Origin of the sequence: Micromonospora sp. CPCC 206061, from assembly GCF_036906915.1 — a bacterium.
Lineage (GTDB): Bacteria > Actinomycetota > Actinomycetes > Mycobacteriales > Micromonosporaceae > Phytohabitans.
Genome location: NZ_JBAKHX010000019.1, coordinates 68,309 through 83,401 on the forward strand (window position 1 = coordinate 68,309; position 15,093 = coordinate 83,401).

Below are 15,093 nucleotides of genomic sequence, written 5' to 3' on the forward strand. Positions count from 1 at the left end.
TGGGGAGTGTATAGCGACGTTCTTGAGCCGATGTTACTCGTTGGTTAGTCAAATTTGTCTATTACGCTTGTGGGGTGTCGACAACGCGCATGTTAATCCTGGGCCTCGTCAACTGGATGCAGCCTGTGCACGGCTACGACGTGCGTCGTGAGCTGCTCAGCTGGAGCGCCGATAAATGGGGGAACGTTCAGCCCGGTTCCATCTACCATGCCCTGCGCAAGCTGACCGAGGAAGAGCTGCTGCGCGAGGTCAGGACCGAGCAGGTCGGATCGCGCCCAGCCCGGACGACGTACGAGATCACGCCGAAGGGTGTGGACGAGTTCGAAAACCTGCTGCGGAGCTACTGGTGGGAGGTAAAGCCGGCTCCTGACCCGTTCTTCGCGGCGCTGGCGTTCCTGCCGGCGATGCCTCGCGACGAGGCGGCGGCGGCGCTGCGCAACCGGGCCGCCCAGCTGCGCGCCGGTAACGACAGCCTCGAGGTGGCCGCCGAAAAGGGCTGGCTGCGCGAGAAGCCGCCGCACGTGACCTGGATGTGGGAGCTGGCCGTGGCGCGCAACGAGGGTGAGATCGCCTGGTGCGAGTGGGTGGCGGGGCTGATCGAGTCCGGAACGTCGTACCTGCCGGGCAGGATGCCCCCGCATCCGGGTTGGCAGCAGTGGCGAGACAAGGTCGAGTAATAATCAAGCTTGACTAGTTGCGTTATATCGCGTTAGCGTGGCGCGTGACAGTCAACCGTGTCACGGGGAGCGGGGCATGATCGAAACCAAGGGCCTACGGAAGTCGTTCAAATCCAGGCAAGGCCGCGAGACCAAGACCGTCGAGGCGGTGCGCGGCGTCGACCTGTTCGTTCAGCCGGGGGAGATCTTCGGCTTCCTCGGGCCGAACGGCGCCGGCAAGACCACCACGCTGCGCATGCTGGCGACGCTCATCGAGCCCGACGATGGCGAGGCCACCGTCGCGGGGGCCGACCTCCGCAAAGACCCGGGCGAGGTGCGCCGGCGCATCGGGTACGTCGCGCAGGGCGGCACGACGTGGGACGAGGTCAGCGCCCGCGAAGAGCTGGTGCTGCACGCCCGCATGTACGGCATCAGCAAGGTGGAGGCGCAGCGCCGCGCGGTGCGCGCGCTGGACGCGTTCCAGCTGACCGAGTACGCCGACCGCAAGTGCAAGACCTACTCCGGCGGCCAGCGTCGCCGCGTCGACATCGCGCTCGGCATCATCCACGAGCCCAAGGTGCTCTTCCTCGACGAGCCCACCACCGGCCTCGACCCGCAAAGCCGCGCGCACATGTGGGACGAGATCCGCCGGCTGCGCGCCGAGGGCATAACGATCTTCGTGACCACGCACTACCTCGAAGAGGCCGATGCGCTCTGCGACCGGATGGCGATCATGGACCACGGCCTAATCGTCGCCGAGGGCACGCCCGCCGAGCTCAAGCGCGAGATCTCCGGCGACGTGGTCACCGTCGGGCTCAACGGATCGACGCCGAAGGTGGCCGAGCTGTTCGACACCGAGCCGTACATCAAAAAGCTGGAGACCGTTGACGACGGCCTGCGGCTGTACGTCGACGAGGGCGCCACCGTCATCCCGCTGATCCTGCGCAAGCTCGACGGCGCCGGCATCGCGCTGGGCTCGATTGAGCTGCACCGCCCGAGCCTCGACGACGTGTTCCTGGAGAAGACCGGCCGATCCCTGCGGGAGAGCTGACGATGAAACCGTTCCGTGACACCTGGCTGATCTTCCAGCGCCAGACGCTGCTCATCCTGCGCAACCCGGTGTGGCTGATCATCGGGGTGCTCCAGCCGCTCTACTTCCTGCTGCTCTTCGGTCCGCTGCTCAAGGACGCGCTCCCGGTCAGCAACGCCGCCGAGGCGTACCGAATCTTCGTACCCGGCCTGCTGGTGATGCTGGCGATGTTCGGCGCGATGTTCACCGGGTTCGGGCTGATCGCGGAGCTGCGGGCCGGCGTGATCGAACGCAGCCGGGTCACCCCGATCAGCCGCATTGCGCTCATGCTCGGCCGCGCCCTGCGCGACGTGGCCACGCTGCTCGTCCAGGCGCTGCTCATCACGCTGCTGGCCATCCCGTTCGGGCTGACCGTCCACATTGGTAACCTGCTGCTGGCGTTCCTCATGCTCGGCTTGATCGGCGTGATGATGTCGGCGGCGTCCAACGCGCTCGCGCTCAAGCTGAAGACCGAAGACGCGCTGGCACCGTTCATGAACGGGCTCGCGCAGCCGCTCCTGCTCCTCTCCGGCATCCTGCTGCCGCTGACCGGCTGGCTGGCGACGGTCGCCAAGTTCAACCCGTTCGCGTGGGCGGTCGACGCCAGCCGGGCGCTTTTCGCCGGCAACGCCGGCGACCCGAAGGTGTGGCAGTCGCTGCTGATTCTCGGCGTGCTCACCGTGGCTGCGCTCATGTGGGCGGGCCGCTCGTTCGCCCGCGGCGTTCGATAGAAGCTAGCTGTTACAGCCGGGCACGGTCCGTACGGTAGGACCGTGCCCCGGCTCGTGCATGACCGCGTGACCTGATTGATCTAGGCGCAGCTCGGCACGTGGGGCTTCTTCCTCTACGGCTTCGGTCCAGTTGGTGCCACTGTTGCGCGACGAGGCTGGCGGCCCGGCCCCGCCGTCGTGGTCGTCCTGATCGCGCTGGTCGCGCTCGCGTCGTTGATTCTTCGAGCCTGCGTCTGCTACCGGCGACGGGCTAGCGTCAGGCCGTCCGCGACTGGCAGCAACACCTGGTCGACCCGGTCGTCGCCCAGCACCTGCTCGTTGAACTTCACGATCGCGTGGTCGCCGGCGTCGTTCGGGGCGAGGACCCGGCCGTGCCGCAGCACGTTGTCGACGAGGATCAGGCCACCCGGGCGCATGCGTGGCACGATCTCCGCCCAGTACGTCGGGTACCCCGTCTTGTCGGCGTCGATGAACGCCAAGTCCAGGTGCGGCTCGGCGGGCAACTCCGTGAGCCGCTCGGCAGCTGGCCCGATGAGCAGCTCGATCCGATCGGCCACCCCGGCCCGCTCCCAGTACCGCCGGGCCACCGAGGTGAACTCGTCAGAGATGTCGAAGCAGGTCAGCTTGCCGTCGGCGGGCAGCCCGCGCGCAATAGACAGCGATGACAACCCGGTGAACGTGCCCACCTCGACGGCCTGGCGCGCACCGACCAGCCTGGTCAGAAACGTCAGCAGCGCCGCCTGGTCCGGCGCGACCTGCATCTCCGCGTTTGCCGGCAGCGCCGCCTGTGTCTCGTCGATCAGATCCTGGATGATCTCGTCGGGCGGCGCGCCATGGGCGACGACGTACGCCTGCAGATCCGCAGTCATCGGCAGCGTCTTGAGCGTCATCATCGCCTCCACAGATCGGTGATCGAATATCCGAGTTCGCCGAGCAGCCTACGCAATAGCGGCAGCGACAAGCCGATCACATTGCCATGATCGCCCTCAAGCCGTTCGATGAACGCCGCGCCAATCCCATCGATCGTGAACGCTCCCGCCACCCGCAGCGGCTCACCCGTCGCCACGTACGCCGCGATCTCCGCGTCGCTGACGTCGGCGAAGTAGACGGTGGTCTTCGCGACGGCTTCGGCCCTGCTTTCACCGCCGATGAGGCAGTGGCCGGTGTGCAGGATCCCGCTCCGGCCGCGCATCCGCAGCCAGCGCTTGGTGGCCTCGTCGGCGTCGGCGGGCTTGCCGAGGATCTCGCCCTCGAAGGCCAGCACGGAGTCGCAGCCGAGCACTAGCGCATCCGGATCTTTGATGGCCTCTGCCTTCAGACGGGCCAGCGTGAGGCAGAGCTCTTCGGCGGTGGCCGCCTCAACTGCCGACTCGTCGACGCCGCTCACCAGGACTTCCGGCTCGATGCCGGCGGCTTGAAGCAACTTGCGCCGCGCCGGACTCGCCGACGCGAGCACCAGCCGCGGCCCGTTGTGGGTACGCACGGCTCCGACGCTACCGGGCAGATCGCGGGCCTTGGGGGCGGCCGGTTGGTCTTCCCCAATTCATGCAACCTTCTGGCCTCGGCGGGCGTGACTAGGGTCGGATCAGCGATCCTGGGGGAGCGGTTGTGGCAGATAATGACGGTTTTGATGCTTTTTATGCGGAGAGTCGCCAGCGGCTCTTCGAGTGCCTGTACGCCCTGACCAGCAACGCAGCCGAAGCCCAGGACGTCATCCAGGAGGCGTACGCCCGCGCGTGGCAACGCTGGTCAACTGTGCGCGGGTACGGCGACCCCGAAGCCTGGGTGCGCACCGTCGCCCGCCGGATCGCCATCAGCCGCTGGCGCCGCGCCCGAAACGCCGTCTTCGCCCACCGCCGCGCCGGGCCACCGCCCCCGATCCCCGGCCCCAACCCCGACACCGTCCTCCTGATCTCAGCCCTCAGCCGCCTGCCGTTACCCCAGCGCGAAGCGATCGTGCTCCACCACCTGGTGGGCCTGCCAGTTGCCGAGGTGGCCCGCGAAACCGGCGTAGCGCCCGGCACAGTCAAGGCCCGTCTCTCCCGCGGCCGCCGCGCGCTCGCCGAACTGCTATCCCTGGACCCGTCGGAGGACTCGCATGTCTGACAAGCTTTCGACGCTCTTCGAGCAGATGCACGGCGCCCAACCACCGGCCCCGTTCGCGTCCTCGGACCAGGTCCGCAGCCGCGGCCGCCAGCGCAGCCGCCGCCAGGTCATGGCGGCAGCGTGCGCGATACTCGCTGTCGCCGGCGCGGGCGCCGGCTGGGCCGCAATCCGTCCGTCCGCCGCCCCACCCCGCCCCGGCACCTCGGTCTCCCCATCAGCGCCGCCCTCCGCGGTGCCGACCGGAATCCCAACGTCCGCCCTCCTGAGAGGGCCCGACTTCTCCTCCGTCGAAGTCGAGGTCGGCGAGCTCGACGACCAAGGCGCGGACGGCCCAGACTGGCCCTTCGCCGAAAAGTCCTGTCCCGAGTACCGCCCGGCCGACTATCCGTCGCTGTCACAACGCCGCAGCGCACGCGCAGCCACCTATACGAGCGCCGACGGCTGGCAGGCCGTGCAGATCGTCGAGCGCTACCCGGACGCGCAAGCGAACATCCTGGACATCGGCCGCGTTCTCATCAATTGCCGCGCTTACGCCGTCCCGGATGGAGTCGAAATTAAGCAGACGGTGGTCGACCAGGGCTTCGCTGGCGACAATTCCCTGCTGATCCGCAAGCAGTCAGGCAGAAACGTCGCCTACCTCGTCGTCGTCCGCGTCGGATCCCTGGTCAGCACGCTGAGCCTGCCAGGCGACATCGAGAACCAGGCCCGATCGATGGCCGAGACAATGGCCTCCCGCCTTCGCACGTAGACCCCGTTAGGCAGCCGAGTCGCTGTCAGGGCAACGGAAACGGTCAAGATAACTTCGTGGCAGCCCCGCCCGCAGCGTCGCGCCCGCCTCGCTCTACTTCACCGCGCCTTCCCGGCGCCGATACCGCATCCACAAGAACAAAGGAAGCGCAAGACCCGCCGCCACGAGAACCACCACCACCGCCCAAGGAAGCCGCCCACCGCCTTCGTGCTCGGGGGTAGCAGCAGACGACGTCGCCGGCGGTGCGGCGCTCGCCGAAAGCGGCGGCACATCGGCGGTCAGCGCCGCGACAAGATTGAGCACTCCGTACCCGTACTGCTCGTCCCGCCCAGGCGCCCCTTTGTCGGTGGCCGTGGCAGTAAGCCTATGAACCACCTCGGGCGCCGACAACTCCGGATACTTACTCCGCACCAGCGCAGCCGCCCCCGCCACGATCGCCGTAGCCGCCGACGTGCCGCTGCCTTTCGAATAGTTGTTGTTCGTACTCGTGCTGTAGATGTCTACACCCGGCGCCGTGATCGCAACAGCCTCCCCGGTGACAGACAACTCAGCATGCTCCCCGTCCCGCCCCACAGCCCCAACCGCCAAAACCCCATCCAACGCCGCCGGGAATCCCACCGCTAGGCTCTCCGGTCTGTTTCCGGCAGCCGCAACAACAATGGTGTCTTCTCTTGCCGCACGATCTACTGACATCCTGAGCCTGGCCGACGAAGCACCCGCATACGAAACGCTTATAACCTTTGCCTCATGCTCAATGGCCCAATCGATTCCTGCGGCGACGTCGTCGGGTGTGCCACGACCGTCTTGGGCAGCTATTCGCACGGGTAGAATTCGCGACCTCGGCGCAATTCCAAGAGCGCCACCGCTGCCATTCCCATGCGCTGCAATCAGGCCGGCCATGCTGGTCCCGTGCGAGTTTATGTCTTGCTGCCCGTTGCCGCCCGTGATTAGGTCCGTCCCAGATGTGAGGTTCTTCCGCAGGTCGCTGTGAGGTGATACGCCGGTGTCAACGGTGGCAACCGTCACACCTTCTCCCAAATTTTGCTTGTGCGCGCTATCAATGCTTAGAAAACGCAAATGCCACTGATCGTCTCGGATGCGATCCGCATGGAATAGGGGGACGATAAGGTTGATTGCCGCAGCCAGCGATGCAGCGCGCTTCAGTACAATCGAGTTCAACGCCACAAGCCGATCGCGGGACCGGGATCAGTCAGGTCTCGGCGCTTCGACGGTTGTAGGACCGGTGGAACACCTTCTGCGACATCCCACGGCTCGTCGTTGATGCCTCTACGTCGATGTTTTTCGCCCGCCGTCGGGTCGGTGGGCCGGCTAACTGCGAGCATCCCGGGTGGCGGCGGGGTTGGCGTTTCGCCGATCACACCGCCGATCGGATTGACGCGGGATGGCGGCCGCCGTGGGGCCGGAGAATTCGTTACGCTGCGCACCGCGCCGATGATTTCACCCGCTGGTAATCCTCTCCGTGTCGCGGTTTGCGTATCGTCGAGGTGGCTGCGTCTCGTCGCTCCAGGCGTTGTCGGTTGGGAGCGTCCCAGGCCTGGCGCCGGTAATGTCGAGTTCGTTGCCCTGGTAGGCGTGGGTTCTGTGCGTGGCCTTGTCCGCATGCTGCCGGCGGCGGGTCTATTGTTGACCGATTGTGCAGCTGGCGATGGACTGCTGAAGTCCCAGGTGGCTGCGGTCACCGACGGCCGGTGACGACCGACTGACTGAGTCGTGCTTGGACCGTAGATGTCAGGATCAAGATTCTCGCGTGGAATCTGCGATGGGTAGGTCGGGGGGTGTTTTAGGGCGGCTTCGGCCTCGATTATGGTTTGGCTCAGGGAGAACATGATGGCGCGGGCTCGGTTGTTCAGCACCTCGATGTCGCGCTGGGTCGCGGGCGGGCGCCACACCGTGCTTACCGCTTCCGACGCGCCGTTGTGGGCCATCATCGTCTCGTGGTCGCGGATCGCCTGCCGCGTCCGCAGGTACTCGTCGTAGAGCGGCTTCAGCTCCCGTTGTGCCCCCGCTAGTGCCCCAACGGTCGCGCCGAACGTCGTGTAGTTGGCCACCGCGACTTCGTGTGTCGTGCGGACATTTTGGATGAGGAAGTCGAGGCGGGACACGTATGCGGCCGCTGCTGCGTTGCGGTCGGGTGGCCAGGCGGCGATGAGGTTGGCGCGGTACTGCTCGAGCCGGCTCAGGTGAGTTGAGGTCAGTTCGGCGGTGCGGCGCCAGCCGGATACGAGTTTCCAATGGTTGTCGGTGTGCTGGTCTTGGACGGCTTGCCACATTGTCGCTACGTCGTGGCGGTGCCAGTCGGTGCCGGTGTAGCCGCCCGGGATTCCGCTTCGCTCCCAGGACATTGTCAGGCCTCGGTCGGAGGCGGCTTGGCGGCCGCGGTCCGGTCGAGTGCATCCTCCACTTCGGACACTCGGGCGGCGGAGAACGCGTCGGCTTCGCCGTATCGTGCGCTGATGTCGGATGCGGCGGTGGCGAGGCCCCAGGTGGCTTCCTGGTAGAAGTACACGAGGTCGGACGTGTTGAGCTGAGAGTCTCGGTGGGTGCGCGCGAAGTTTGCCAGCTCGGGAAATGACGCGGGTGGGTCGGGCAGCTCGGCGGCGAGCTCGTCGGAGACGTGGAGTGCGCGCGGCGCGTAGTTGTCGACGACTTCGGAGCGCAGGACGGCGGCGAACTCGGCCATCTGGCCGATATCAGCCTCGATTTGGGCGTAGTCGCTTAGCCACCCCGGTGTGGGGTCGTCGAACGGTCGCGCCACCACATCACGATGCTAGTCGATTCCATCGCCTCAACGCGCCCCCACCGGGACGAGCACTGCGAGCCCACTGGGAGACAGCGGGCGGCGCCGGGACGGCGGTTCGGGAGCGCGAGAGGACCGCACCGACCAGGGCGGCCAGCTCTTCCGCGGTGGGCGTGCCGCGAACCACTCGAAACAGCGGCTCAGACTCCGACATGACAAGCAGCCTACGTCACAGCGACGGACTCCCTGACGTGTAGCTGGTGTGCTGGCAGGGTAAAGTCCACGGGTGTCTGCCACCCCCCAACTCGTCGCCGATCGTTACCGGCTGATCGAACCGCTCGGCCAGGGCGGCATGGGGCGCGTGTGGAAGGCCCGCGACGAGGTGTTGCACCGTGACGTCGCCATCAAGGAGCTGGTGCCGCCGCCGGGATTGACGCCCGAGGAGCGGCAAGAGATGCGGGAGCGCTCCTTGCGCGAGGCGCGCGCGATCGCCCGGCTCAACAACGTCAACGTGGTCCGCATCTTCGACGTGCTGCGCACCGACGGTGATCCCTGGATCGTCATGGAGTATGTGGCTTCGCGGTCGTTGCAGGACGTGCTCGCGAGTGACGGGCCAGTGACGCCGGTGCGGGCGGCGGAGATCGGGCTGGGCGTGCTGGGTGCGCTGGGTGCCGCGCACCGGTCCGGGGTCGTTCACCGCGATGTCAAGCCGGGCAACGTGTTGCTGGCCGACGACGGTCGGGTGGTGCTCACCGACTTCGGCTTGGCCACGGTGCCGGGTGACCCCAACGTGACGCGCACCGGACTGGTGCTCGGTTCGCCGGCGTACATCGCTCCGGAGCGTGCCCGCGACGGCACAGCCGGTCCCGAGGCCGACCTGTGGTCGCTGGGCGCCACGCTTTTCGCCGCTGTGGAGGGCCAATCGCCGTACGCGCGCCCGTCCGCGATCGGCACGCTGGCCGCGCTGGCGACCGAGCCGCCGCCACCGCCGCGCCGCGCGGGTCCGCTGAAGCCGGTGCTCAACGGTCTGCTGCGCAAGGATCCCCGGGCGCGGATCACGGCGGACGAGGCGGAGAAGCTGTTGCGGCGCGCGACCGGCCGCCGGCCCCGCGCGGGGCGTCCACTTCTTGATGGGGTACGCCGGCCAAGCGTGTTCGGTCCTCGCGAGAGTGAGCCCGCTACCAAGGTCGTGCCGGCACCGCGGCAGTCGGCTGAGATGGCGATCCCTGTCATTCCGGGCAAAACGGCGAAGATTGCAATGCCGTCCACGGCACCGACTCCGGAGCCTCCGGCCGCCGAGACGACGGTCGTGGAGCCGGCTGAGGTCGTCGAGACGACATCGAAGCAGCCGGCCGTGCCGAGTGAGCCTGCGCCGGTCAACCGGTTGCCATGGCTTGCGGCGGTGGCAGCGCTGCTGGTCGTGGTGCTCGCGGTGGTGCTCATCTCGGTGCTGAACGACGATGAGCAGGTGTCGGGCGGCCCGGCGGCAGGCACGTCAGCGCCGACCACGCCGGCTGCCGCGCCGACGACGGCGGCGCCGGCACCGACGACGGCCGCGCCGACCACGCCGGCGCCCAGCGCGACCGCCGCTCCCAGTGGCCTGACTCTGCCAGCCGGCTGGCACATCTACACCGACCGCACCGGCTTCTCCGTGGCGGTGCCTGAGAGCTGGACGGTGAGCCGCAGCCGCACGATGGTCTACTTCCGCGAGCAGGGCGGTGAGTACCGCATCCTCGGGATCGACCAGACCGACCAGCCGAAGTCGGACCCCGTGGCCGACTGGACCAGGCAAGAGCAGCAGCGTCGCAACGACTACCGCAGCTACCAGCGCGTGAAGATCGCCGCGGTGGACTACTTCGACAAGGCCGCCGACTGGGAGTGGGTCTACACCAGCCTGGCCGGCAACAGGATCCACGTCGTCAACCGCGGCTTCGTCACCGCTCCCGACAAGGCGTACGCGATCTACTGGTCCACGCCGGACGCCAGTTGGGCGGCCAACCAAGACGAGTTTGCCCTGATAGCGAGCAGTTTCAGGCCCGTACGGGACTAGCTGGCATGGTTGGTTCCCATCGGGGGTACCACTTCCTCGTGAGATACCGACGACATGCGACGAAGCCGACGATGGCGCTGTGGGCGCTGATCGCGGCGGGTGACGCGGCCCTGCTGGTCTCGGGCGTGAGCGTCGCCGTCATGCTCTTCGTTCTCGCGGTGGCCGCGGTCGTGGCGCTTGGCGTAGTCGCCGCCGCCTGGATGGTCCTGCGGCGCCCTGAGCCCCAGCCTGTGCGGCACGGCCCGCAGCGTCGACTCGCCCGTTAGGGCGGCCGAGCGAGCGCGAAAATTTCCGTGCTAACCATTGTGATCTTGGGCAGTTTTCTTCAAAGATGGGCTCAGGTCAGTCCTGATCCTGGGGAGGCGAGACGGCCACGAGATGGGGCGGCGCCAACGGCGCCGTCCCATCCGGAAGTCTCACCATCACACCAGGGACCCCCGCGGAACCAGCCGTGATGGTCCTTGTACTCGTGCTCGTACTCGTGTTTGCCCTTGTGGTCGCAGAAGTCCCACCAGAGCCACTCAGGGCAGCGATCCCCGTCCTCCTGGTCGCCGTCGTCTGCTAGCGCCGACTGGGTAGTCGTGCCGGGCGCCGCAGACGCTGCCGCCGCGCCACCGGTGGCAAGGCCGCCCGTGACCAGCGTGGCGGCGATGGCAAGGGCGGCGAGCCGGCGATGCGTGATCCTCATCTGTCCCCCATGAATGACTGCACCGATCCGGTGTTGACCGGGAGTAGGCGAGTTGCCCACCCGTTGGCAGCCTGCGCAGTGCGTCACAGCCGCCGGGGGAGAATCCGGTAATTCGTCCGTAACCGCATGAGCGTGCGAGAGAATATCCCGCTAGGCTCGCGGGCTGTGTTGTCTCTCGACGGCGTGACCGACCTCTGGGACCGGCTCTTCGGTGCCCAGCCTGATCCGCCCGTGCTGCTCGTCGCCATCACCGGCGTCGTGGCGCTCGTGGTGGTGCTGACCCGCCTGCCGTGGCGAATAGCCCGCAACGCCATCACCATCGCCCACGAAGGCGGGCACGCTCTGGTGGCCCTGCTGACCGGGCGCAAGCTGCGCGGCATCCGCCTGCACTCCGACACCTCCGGTCTCACTCTGTCGGCTGGCCGCCCGACCGGGCTGGGCATGGTGTTCACGCTGCTCGCCGGGTACCTCGCGCCGTCGCTGATCGGCCTGGCGGGTGCCTGGCTGCTCGGCGGAAACCGCATCACGCTGTTGCTCTGGGTGGCCATCGCGTTGCTGCTGGCCATGCTCGTGATGATCCGGAACGTCTTCGGGATCATCTCGCTCGTGGTGACGGGCGGCGTCGTCTTCTGCGTCTCCTGGTTCACGCCTGCTGACGTACAGGCGGCGTTCGCGTACGCGGGCGTGTGGTTCCTGCTGATCGGCGGTGTACGGCCGGTGGGTGAGCTGCAGACGCTGCGCTCACGTGGGCGCCTGCCGGACTCGGACGCGGACCAGTTGGCCGGGCTGACGCGCGTTCCCGGCCTGTTCTGGGTGGGCTTCTTCGGCTTGGTGAACCTGGCCGCCCTGCTAGCCGGCGCGGCCCTGCTCGCAAGCCCGTTCCTGTAACCGCCGCAGCTACAGCGGGATGTTGCCGTGCTTCTTCGGCGGCAGCGTCTCGCGCTTGGTGCGCAGCGTTCGCAGCGCCCGCACGATCTGCACCCGCGTCTGCGACGGCCGGATCACCGCGTCCACATAGCCGCGTTCCGCTGCGACGTACGGGTTGGCGAGCGTGTCCTCGTACTCGGTGACGAGGTCGGCGCGCAGCGCGGCCGGGTCGTCGGCGGCGGCCAGCGCGGCCCGGTGCAGGATGTTTACCGCGCCCTGCGCGCCCATGACCGCGATCTGCGCGGTGGGCCAGGCGAAGTTCAGGTCGGCGCCGAGGTGCTTGGAACCCATGACGTCGTACGCGCCGCCGTACGCCTTGCGCGTGATGACGGTGACCTTCGGGACGGTGGCTTCGGCGTACGCGTAGATGAGCTTCGCGCCGCGCCGGATGATGCCGTCCCACTCCTGGCCGGTCCCGGGCAGGAACCCGGGAACGTCCACAAAGGTCAGTACGGGCAGGTTGAAGGCGTCGCAGGTGCGCACGAACCGGGCCGCCTTTTCGGACGCCGCGATGTCGAGGCAGCCGGCGAAGTGCATGGGCTGGTTGGCGACGACGCCGACCGGCCGGCCCTCGACGCGACCGAAGCCGACGACGATGTTCTGCGCGTACAACGGCTGTACTTCGAGGAACTCACCGTCGTCGAGCACGTGCTCGATCACACGGTGGATGTCGTACGGCTGGTTGGCTGAGTCGGGGATCAGCGTGTCGAGAGCCAGGTCGTCGTCGGTGACGTCCACAGAGGAGTCAACTGGGACCAGCGGTGGGTCGTCCATGTTGTTGGACGGCAGATACGACAGCAACGCCTTGACGTAGTCGATGGCGTCTTCCTCGTCGGCGCCGAGGTAGTGCGCGTTGCCGCTGCGGGTGTTGTGGGTGCGCGCGCCGCCGAGCTCCTCGAAACCAACGTCTTCGCCGGTGACCGTCTTGATTACGTCGGGACCGGTGATGAACATGTGCGAGGTCTGGTCGACCATCACGGTGAAGTCGGTGACGGCGGGGGAGTACACCGCGCCGCCCGCGCACGGGCCCATGACGAGCGAGATCTGCGGGATCACGCCGCTGGCGCGCACGTTGCGGAAGAAGATCTCGCCGTACAGGCCAAGGCTGACCACGCCCTCCTGGATGCGGGCGCCGCCGGAGTCGTTGATGCCGATGACCGGGCAGCCGGTCTTCATCGCCAGGTCCATGACCTTGACGATCTTTTCGCCGAAGACCTCGCCGAGCGAGCCGCCGAAGATCGTGAAGTCCTGCGCGAAGATGCACACCGGCCGGCCGTCGACCGTGCCGTATCCGGTGACCACCCCGTCGCCGTACGGGCGGGTCTTGTCGAGCCCGAAGTTGGTCGACCGGTGCCGGGCCAGCTCGTCCATCTCCACGAACGAGCCGGGGTCGAGCAGCATCTCGATCCGCTCGCGGGCCGTCTTCTTGCCGCGGGCGTGCTGCTTCTCCACCGCCCGGGCGGAGCCGGCGTGCACTGCGTCGTCGACCCGGCGCTCCAGGTCGGCCAGCTTGCCGGCGGTCGTGTGGATATTGATCTCGGCGGTGGTCATGCCTGGATCGTATCGACGGCGGGGAGGCGGCAGGGGTTCACAGCCTGTGCGGTTCGCCTCAACGTTTCGTCGGTATTGCCCTGTTCGTTGACATAACGTGATGCTGTTGGGTCTGGCGCTCATCCTGCTAGGGGCTGGCGTGCTGGTGGCGATGCGCCACTCGCGATGGTGGCGGGACGTCCGTGACGAGGATCCCGAGCCCGCCGCCGAGCCGCCGGCGATCGACTACGAGGCGCAACCGATCTATGTACCGGCCGACCGGGGCACCATCTACGTCTCCGGCATACCCCAGGTGGAGGACGACTAGGTTGGGTTGGTGAGCTCCCCGTACACCGATATCGACCGGCCGCCACTTCACGGGCGCAACCTGGAGCGGGCGCTGGTGCGACCCGGTGGGCTCTGGACCCGCCTGGACCTGCGGGCCGAGACCGCCTCGACCAACGCCGACGCGGCCGAGGCGGCGCAGCGCGGCGAGCCCGAGGGCCTGGTCGTTGTCGCCGAGCGCCAGACCGCCGGCCGTGGGCGCCGCGACCGCACATGGGTCTCCCCGGCGCGCGCCGGGATCGCCGCCAGCGTCCTGCTGCGGCCCGGCCAGCCCAACGTCGACCGGGCGTGGCCCGCGGCGCCCGTGGCGGCGTACGGCTGGCTGCCGCTGATGGCCGGCGTGGCCCTGGTCGAGACCGCGACCCGGGTGGCCGAGGTCCCGGCGGTGCTCAAGTGGCCAAACGATCTGATGATCGGCGATGCGAAGTGCGCGGGCATCCTCGCCGAAGGGGTGGCCGGCGCGGTCGTCGTCGGCATCGGGCTCAACGTCACCTTGCGCGCGCACGAGCTTCCCACCGACCGCCCGGCGACCTCACTCCAGCTCGCCGGCGCCGAGCTGACCGACCGCGACCCGCTGTTGCGGTCGCTGCTGCGTGCCTTCGCGACCTGGTACGACCGGTGGCGGCTCGCGGCCGGCGACGCCGAGGCGAGCGGGCTGCGGGAGGCGTATCGGCACCACTGCGGCACGCTTGGCCGCGAGGTGCGGGTGCAGCTGCCTGGGGGTGCTGAGCTATCCGGCACGGCCACCGGGATCGACGCGGACGGCCAGCTGGTCGTGAGCGGCGCCGGCGGCGAACACTCGATAGCGGCCGGAGACGTGCTCCACGTGCGCTGAACGCACCCCACAAAAAACGCTCCGCTGGCGCTCCACGTTTCCGCGGGGACCGCGCAGACGCTACCGTCAGCCCGTCATAAACGGTATGAGGAGGTTGGCGTGGCTTTCCCCGATGACGTGCTCACCAAGGATGAGCATGTCGTTCTCCATATGCACCCGCACTGGAAAGAAGCGATCCGGCCGGCGTTCGTGCTGGTCCTTGCTCTGGCCGCGCTCATCACCGGATGGGTGCTGCTGCCGTCAGGCACGGGCGGGATGATCGCGCTGTACGCGATCGCCGCCGCGGCGGTGGTCCTGGTGCTCTGGCAGACACTCTGGCCGGTACTGCTCTGGCGCACCACCCACCACGTCTTCACGAACGAGCGGGTGATCCTCCAGCACGGTGTCTTCTCCCGCGACCGGCGCGACATCCCGCTGGGGCGGGTCAACGACCACGCCATGAGCCAGACGTTCATCGAGCGGATGCTCGGCTGCGGCACGCTTACCATCGAGTCGGCCGGCGAACGTGGCCAGTCGGTGTTGCGCGACATGCCACAGGTCGAGAAGGTTCAGACCACGCTCTACGAGCTGATCGAAGCCAACCAGGACAAGCACTCCCTCGGTGACGATGAGATGCGGCAGATCATGAAGGAAACGCAGCTGTAACGCGG

The 15,093-nt window shown here is 67.8% G+C and carries 19 protein-coding genes; 11 read left to right on the forward strand and 8 right to left on the reverse strand.

What is annotated here, in order from left to right:
* The first annotated feature begins 74 nt into the window (after positions 1-74).
* The 3 genes from V6V89_RS15980 to V6V89_RS15990 all read left to right on the forward strand — a co-directional run bounded on the left by V6V89_RS15980 (position 75) and on the right by V6V89_RS15990 (position 2,456).
* Positions 75-677: a PadR family transcriptional regulator gene (locus tag V6V89_RS15980; protein WP_334619896.1), complete on the forward strand. Its 603-nt coding sequence runs from the start codon at positions 75-77 to the stop codon at positions 675-677.
* Positions 678-753: 76 nt separating this feature from the next.
* Positions 754-1,707, forward strand: a complete 954-nt coding sequence (locus V6V89_RS15985; protein WP_334619897.1) for an ATP-binding cassette domain-containing protein — start codon at positions 754-756, stop codon at positions 1,705-1,707.
* A gap of 2 nt (positions 1,708-1,709) precedes the next feature.
* On the forward strand, positions 1,710-2,456 hold the full coding sequence (locus tag V6V89_RS15990; protein ID WP_334619898.1) for an ABC transporter permease: 747 nt from the start codon (positions 1,710-1,712) through the stop codon (positions 2,454-2,456).
* Positions 2,457-2,692: 236 nt separating this feature from the next.
* Here the strand turns inward: V6V89_RS15990 and V6V89_RS15995 are convergent, their stop codons facing one another.
* Together V6V89_RS15995 and V6V89_RS16000 are read right to left on the reverse strand one after the other, a co-directional pair.
* Positions 2,693-3,346 carry an O-methyltransferase gene (locus V6V89_RS15995; RefSeq protein ID WP_334619899.1) on the reverse strand — a complete coding sequence of 218 codons (654 nt, stop codon included), beginning with the start codon at positions 3,344-3,346 and terminating at the stop codon, positions 2,693-2,695.
* A complete protein-coding gene (locus V6V89_RS16000) occupies positions 3,346-3,939 on the reverse strand; it encodes a Maf family protein (protein WP_334619900.1) in 594 nt (197 codons plus the stop codon). Before V6V89_RS16000 ends, V6V89_RS15995 begins: the two co-directional genes overlap by 1 nt.
* A 125-nt stretch (positions 3,940-4,064) precedes the next feature.
* Here V6V89_RS16000 and V6V89_RS16005 point away from each other — a divergent pair, with 125 nt between their 5' ends.
* Both V6V89_RS16005 and V6V89_RS16010 read left to right on the forward strand, forming a co-directional pair.
* Entirely contained in the window at positions 4,065-4,562 is a 498-nt protein-coding gene (locus V6V89_RS16005; protein WP_334619901.1) for a SigE family RNA polymerase sigma factor, read from the forward strand.
* Positions 4,555-5,310 carry a hypothetical protein gene (locus tag V6V89_RS16010; protein WP_334619902.1) on the forward strand — a complete coding sequence of 252 codons (756 nt, stop codon included), beginning with the start codon at positions 4,555-4,557 and terminating at the stop codon, positions 5,308-5,310. The genes V6V89_RS16005 and V6V89_RS16010 overlap by 8 nt, the downstream gene beginning before the upstream one ends.
* A 93-nt stretch (positions 5,311-5,403) precedes the next feature.
* Here V6V89_RS16010 and V6V89_RS16015 read toward each other — a convergent pair whose 3' ends face one another.
* Genes V6V89_RS16015 through V6V89_RS16030 form a run of 4 tightly spaced genes read right to left on the reverse strand, consistent with a single transcriptional unit; the run spans position 5,404 to position 8,282 of the window.
* The gene (locus tag V6V89_RS16015) at positions 5,404-6,495 is read right to left on the reverse strand and encodes a S8 family serine peptidase (RefSeq protein WP_334619903.1); all 1,092 of its coding nucleotides are present in this window, start codon (positions 6,493-6,495) and stop codon (positions 5,404-5,406) included.
* Entirely contained in the window at positions 6,486-7,673 is a 1,188-nt protein-coding gene (locus V6V89_RS16020; RefSeq protein ID WP_334619904.1) for a hypothetical protein, read from the reverse strand. The genes V6V89_RS16015 and V6V89_RS16020 overlap by 10 nt, the downstream gene beginning before the upstream one ends.
* Before the next feature lie 2 nt (positions 7,674-7,675).
* Positions 7,676-8,086 carry a hypothetical protein gene (locus V6V89_RS16025; RefSeq protein ID WP_334619905.1) on the reverse strand — a complete coding sequence of 137 codons (411 nt, stop codon included), beginning with the start codon at positions 8,084-8,086 and terminating at the stop codon, positions 7,676-7,678.
* A gap of 4 nt (positions 8,087-8,090) precedes the next feature.
* The gene (locus tag V6V89_RS16030) at positions 8,091-8,282 is read right to left on the reverse strand and encodes an acyl-CoA carboxylase subunit epsilon (RefSeq protein WP_334619906.1); all 192 of its coding nucleotides are present in this window, start codon (positions 8,280-8,282) and stop codon (positions 8,091-8,093) included.
* 72 nt (positions 8,283-8,354) lie between these two features.
* Between V6V89_RS16030 and V6V89_RS16035 the strand changes: the two genes are divergently transcribed.
* A complete protein-coding gene (locus V6V89_RS16035; RefSeq protein ID WP_334619907.1) occupies positions 8,355-10,118 on the forward strand; it encodes a serine/threonine-protein kinase in 1,764 nt (587 codons plus the stop codon).
* A 38-nt stretch (positions 10,119-10,156) separates the two neighbouring features.
* Positions 10,157-10,384 (forward strand): hypothetical protein, encoded by a 228-nt coding sequence (locus tag V6V89_RS16040; RefSeq protein ID WP_334619908.1) that lies wholly within the window; start codon positions 10,157-10,159, stop codon positions 10,382-10,384.
* Between the two features lie 71 nt (positions 10,385-10,455).
* Here V6V89_RS16040 and V6V89_RS16045 read toward each other — a convergent pair whose 3' ends face one another.
* On the reverse strand, positions 10,456-10,806 hold the full coding sequence (locus V6V89_RS16045; RefSeq protein WP_334619909.1) for a hypothetical protein: 351 nt from the start codon (positions 10,804-10,806) through the stop codon (positions 10,456-10,458).
* Between the two features lie 165 nt (positions 10,807-10,971).
* Between V6V89_RS16045 and V6V89_RS16050 the strand changes: the two genes are divergently transcribed.
* Positions 10,972-11,694 (forward strand): M50 family metallopeptidase, encoded by a 723-nt coding sequence (locus V6V89_RS16050; protein ID WP_334619910.1) that lies wholly within the window; start codon positions 10,972-10,974, stop codon positions 11,692-11,694.
* A gap of 9 nt (positions 11,695-11,703) precedes the next feature.
* On the opposite strand, the gene V6V89_RS16055 is transcribed toward V6V89_RS16050, so the two are convergent.
* Complete coding sequence (locus V6V89_RS16055; protein ID WP_334619911.1) at positions 11,704-13,284, reverse strand: acyl-CoA carboxylase subunit beta; 1,581 nt, start codon at positions 13,282-13,284, stop codon at positions 11,704-11,706.
* Between the two features lie 100 nt (positions 13,285-13,384).
* On the opposite strand from V6V89_RS16055, the gene V6V89_RS16060 reads away from it, so the two are divergent.
* The 3 genes from V6V89_RS16060 to V6V89_RS16070 all read left to right on the forward strand — a co-directional run bounded on the left by V6V89_RS16060 (position 13,385) and on the right by V6V89_RS16070 (position 15,088).
* Positions 13,385-13,591, forward strand: a complete 207-nt coding sequence (locus V6V89_RS16060; protein ID WP_334619912.1) for a hypothetical protein — start codon at positions 13,385-13,387, stop codon at positions 13,589-13,591.
* Positions 13,592-13,597: 6 nt separating this feature from the next.
* Positions 13,598-14,443 carry a biotin--[acetyl-CoA-carboxylase] ligase gene (locus tag V6V89_RS16065; protein ID WP_334619913.1) on the forward strand — a complete coding sequence of 282 codons (846 nt, stop codon included), beginning with the start codon at positions 13,598-13,600 and terminating at the stop codon, positions 14,441-14,443.
* 99 nt (positions 14,444-14,542) lie between these two features.
* Complete coding sequence (locus V6V89_RS16070; protein WP_334619914.1) at positions 14,543-15,088, forward strand: PH domain-containing protein; 546 nt, start codon at positions 14,543-14,545, stop codon at positions 15,086-15,088.
* The last annotated feature ends 5 nt before the right edge of the window (positions 15,089-15,093 follow it).

Bases quoted from the DNA above. Each gene is read 5' to 3' on its own strand.
- V6V89_RS15985 (WP_334619897.1), top strand. From the start codon at position 754: ATGATCGAAACCAAGGGCCTACGGAAGTCGTTCAAATCCAGGCAAGGC.
- V6V89_RS15990 (WP_334619898.1), top strand. From the start codon at position 1,710: ATGAAACCGTTCCGTGACACCTGGCTGATCTTCCAGCGCCAGACGCTG.
- V6V89_RS15995 (WP_334619899.1), bottom strand. From the start codon at position 3,346: ATGACGCTCAAGACGCTGCCGATGACTGCGGATCTGCAGGCGTACGTC.
- V6V89_RS16010 (WP_334619902.1), top strand. From the start codon at position 4,555: ATGTCTGACAAGCTTTCGACGCTCTTCGAGCAGATGCACGGCGCCCAA.
- V6V89_RS16020 (WP_334619904.1), bottom strand. From the start codon at position 7,673: ATGTCCTGGGAGCGAAGCGGAATCCCGGGCGGCTACACCGGCACCGAC.
- V6V89_RS16030 (WP_334619906.1), bottom strand. From the start codon at position 8,282: ATGTCGGAGTCTGAGCCGCTGTTTCGAGTGGTTCGCGGCACGCCCACC.
- V6V89_RS16045 (WP_334619909.1), bottom strand. From the start codon at position 10,806: ATGAGGATCACGCATCGCCGGCTCGCCGCCCTTGCCATCGCCGCCACG.
- V6V89_RS16055 (WP_334619911.1), bottom strand. From the start codon at position 13,284: ATGACCACCGCCGAGATCAATATCCACACGACCGCCGGCAAGCTGGCC.
- V6V89_RS16060 (WP_334619912.1), top strand. From the start codon at position 13,385: ATGCTGTTGGGTCTGGCGCTCATCCTGCTAGGGGCTGGCGTGCTGGTG.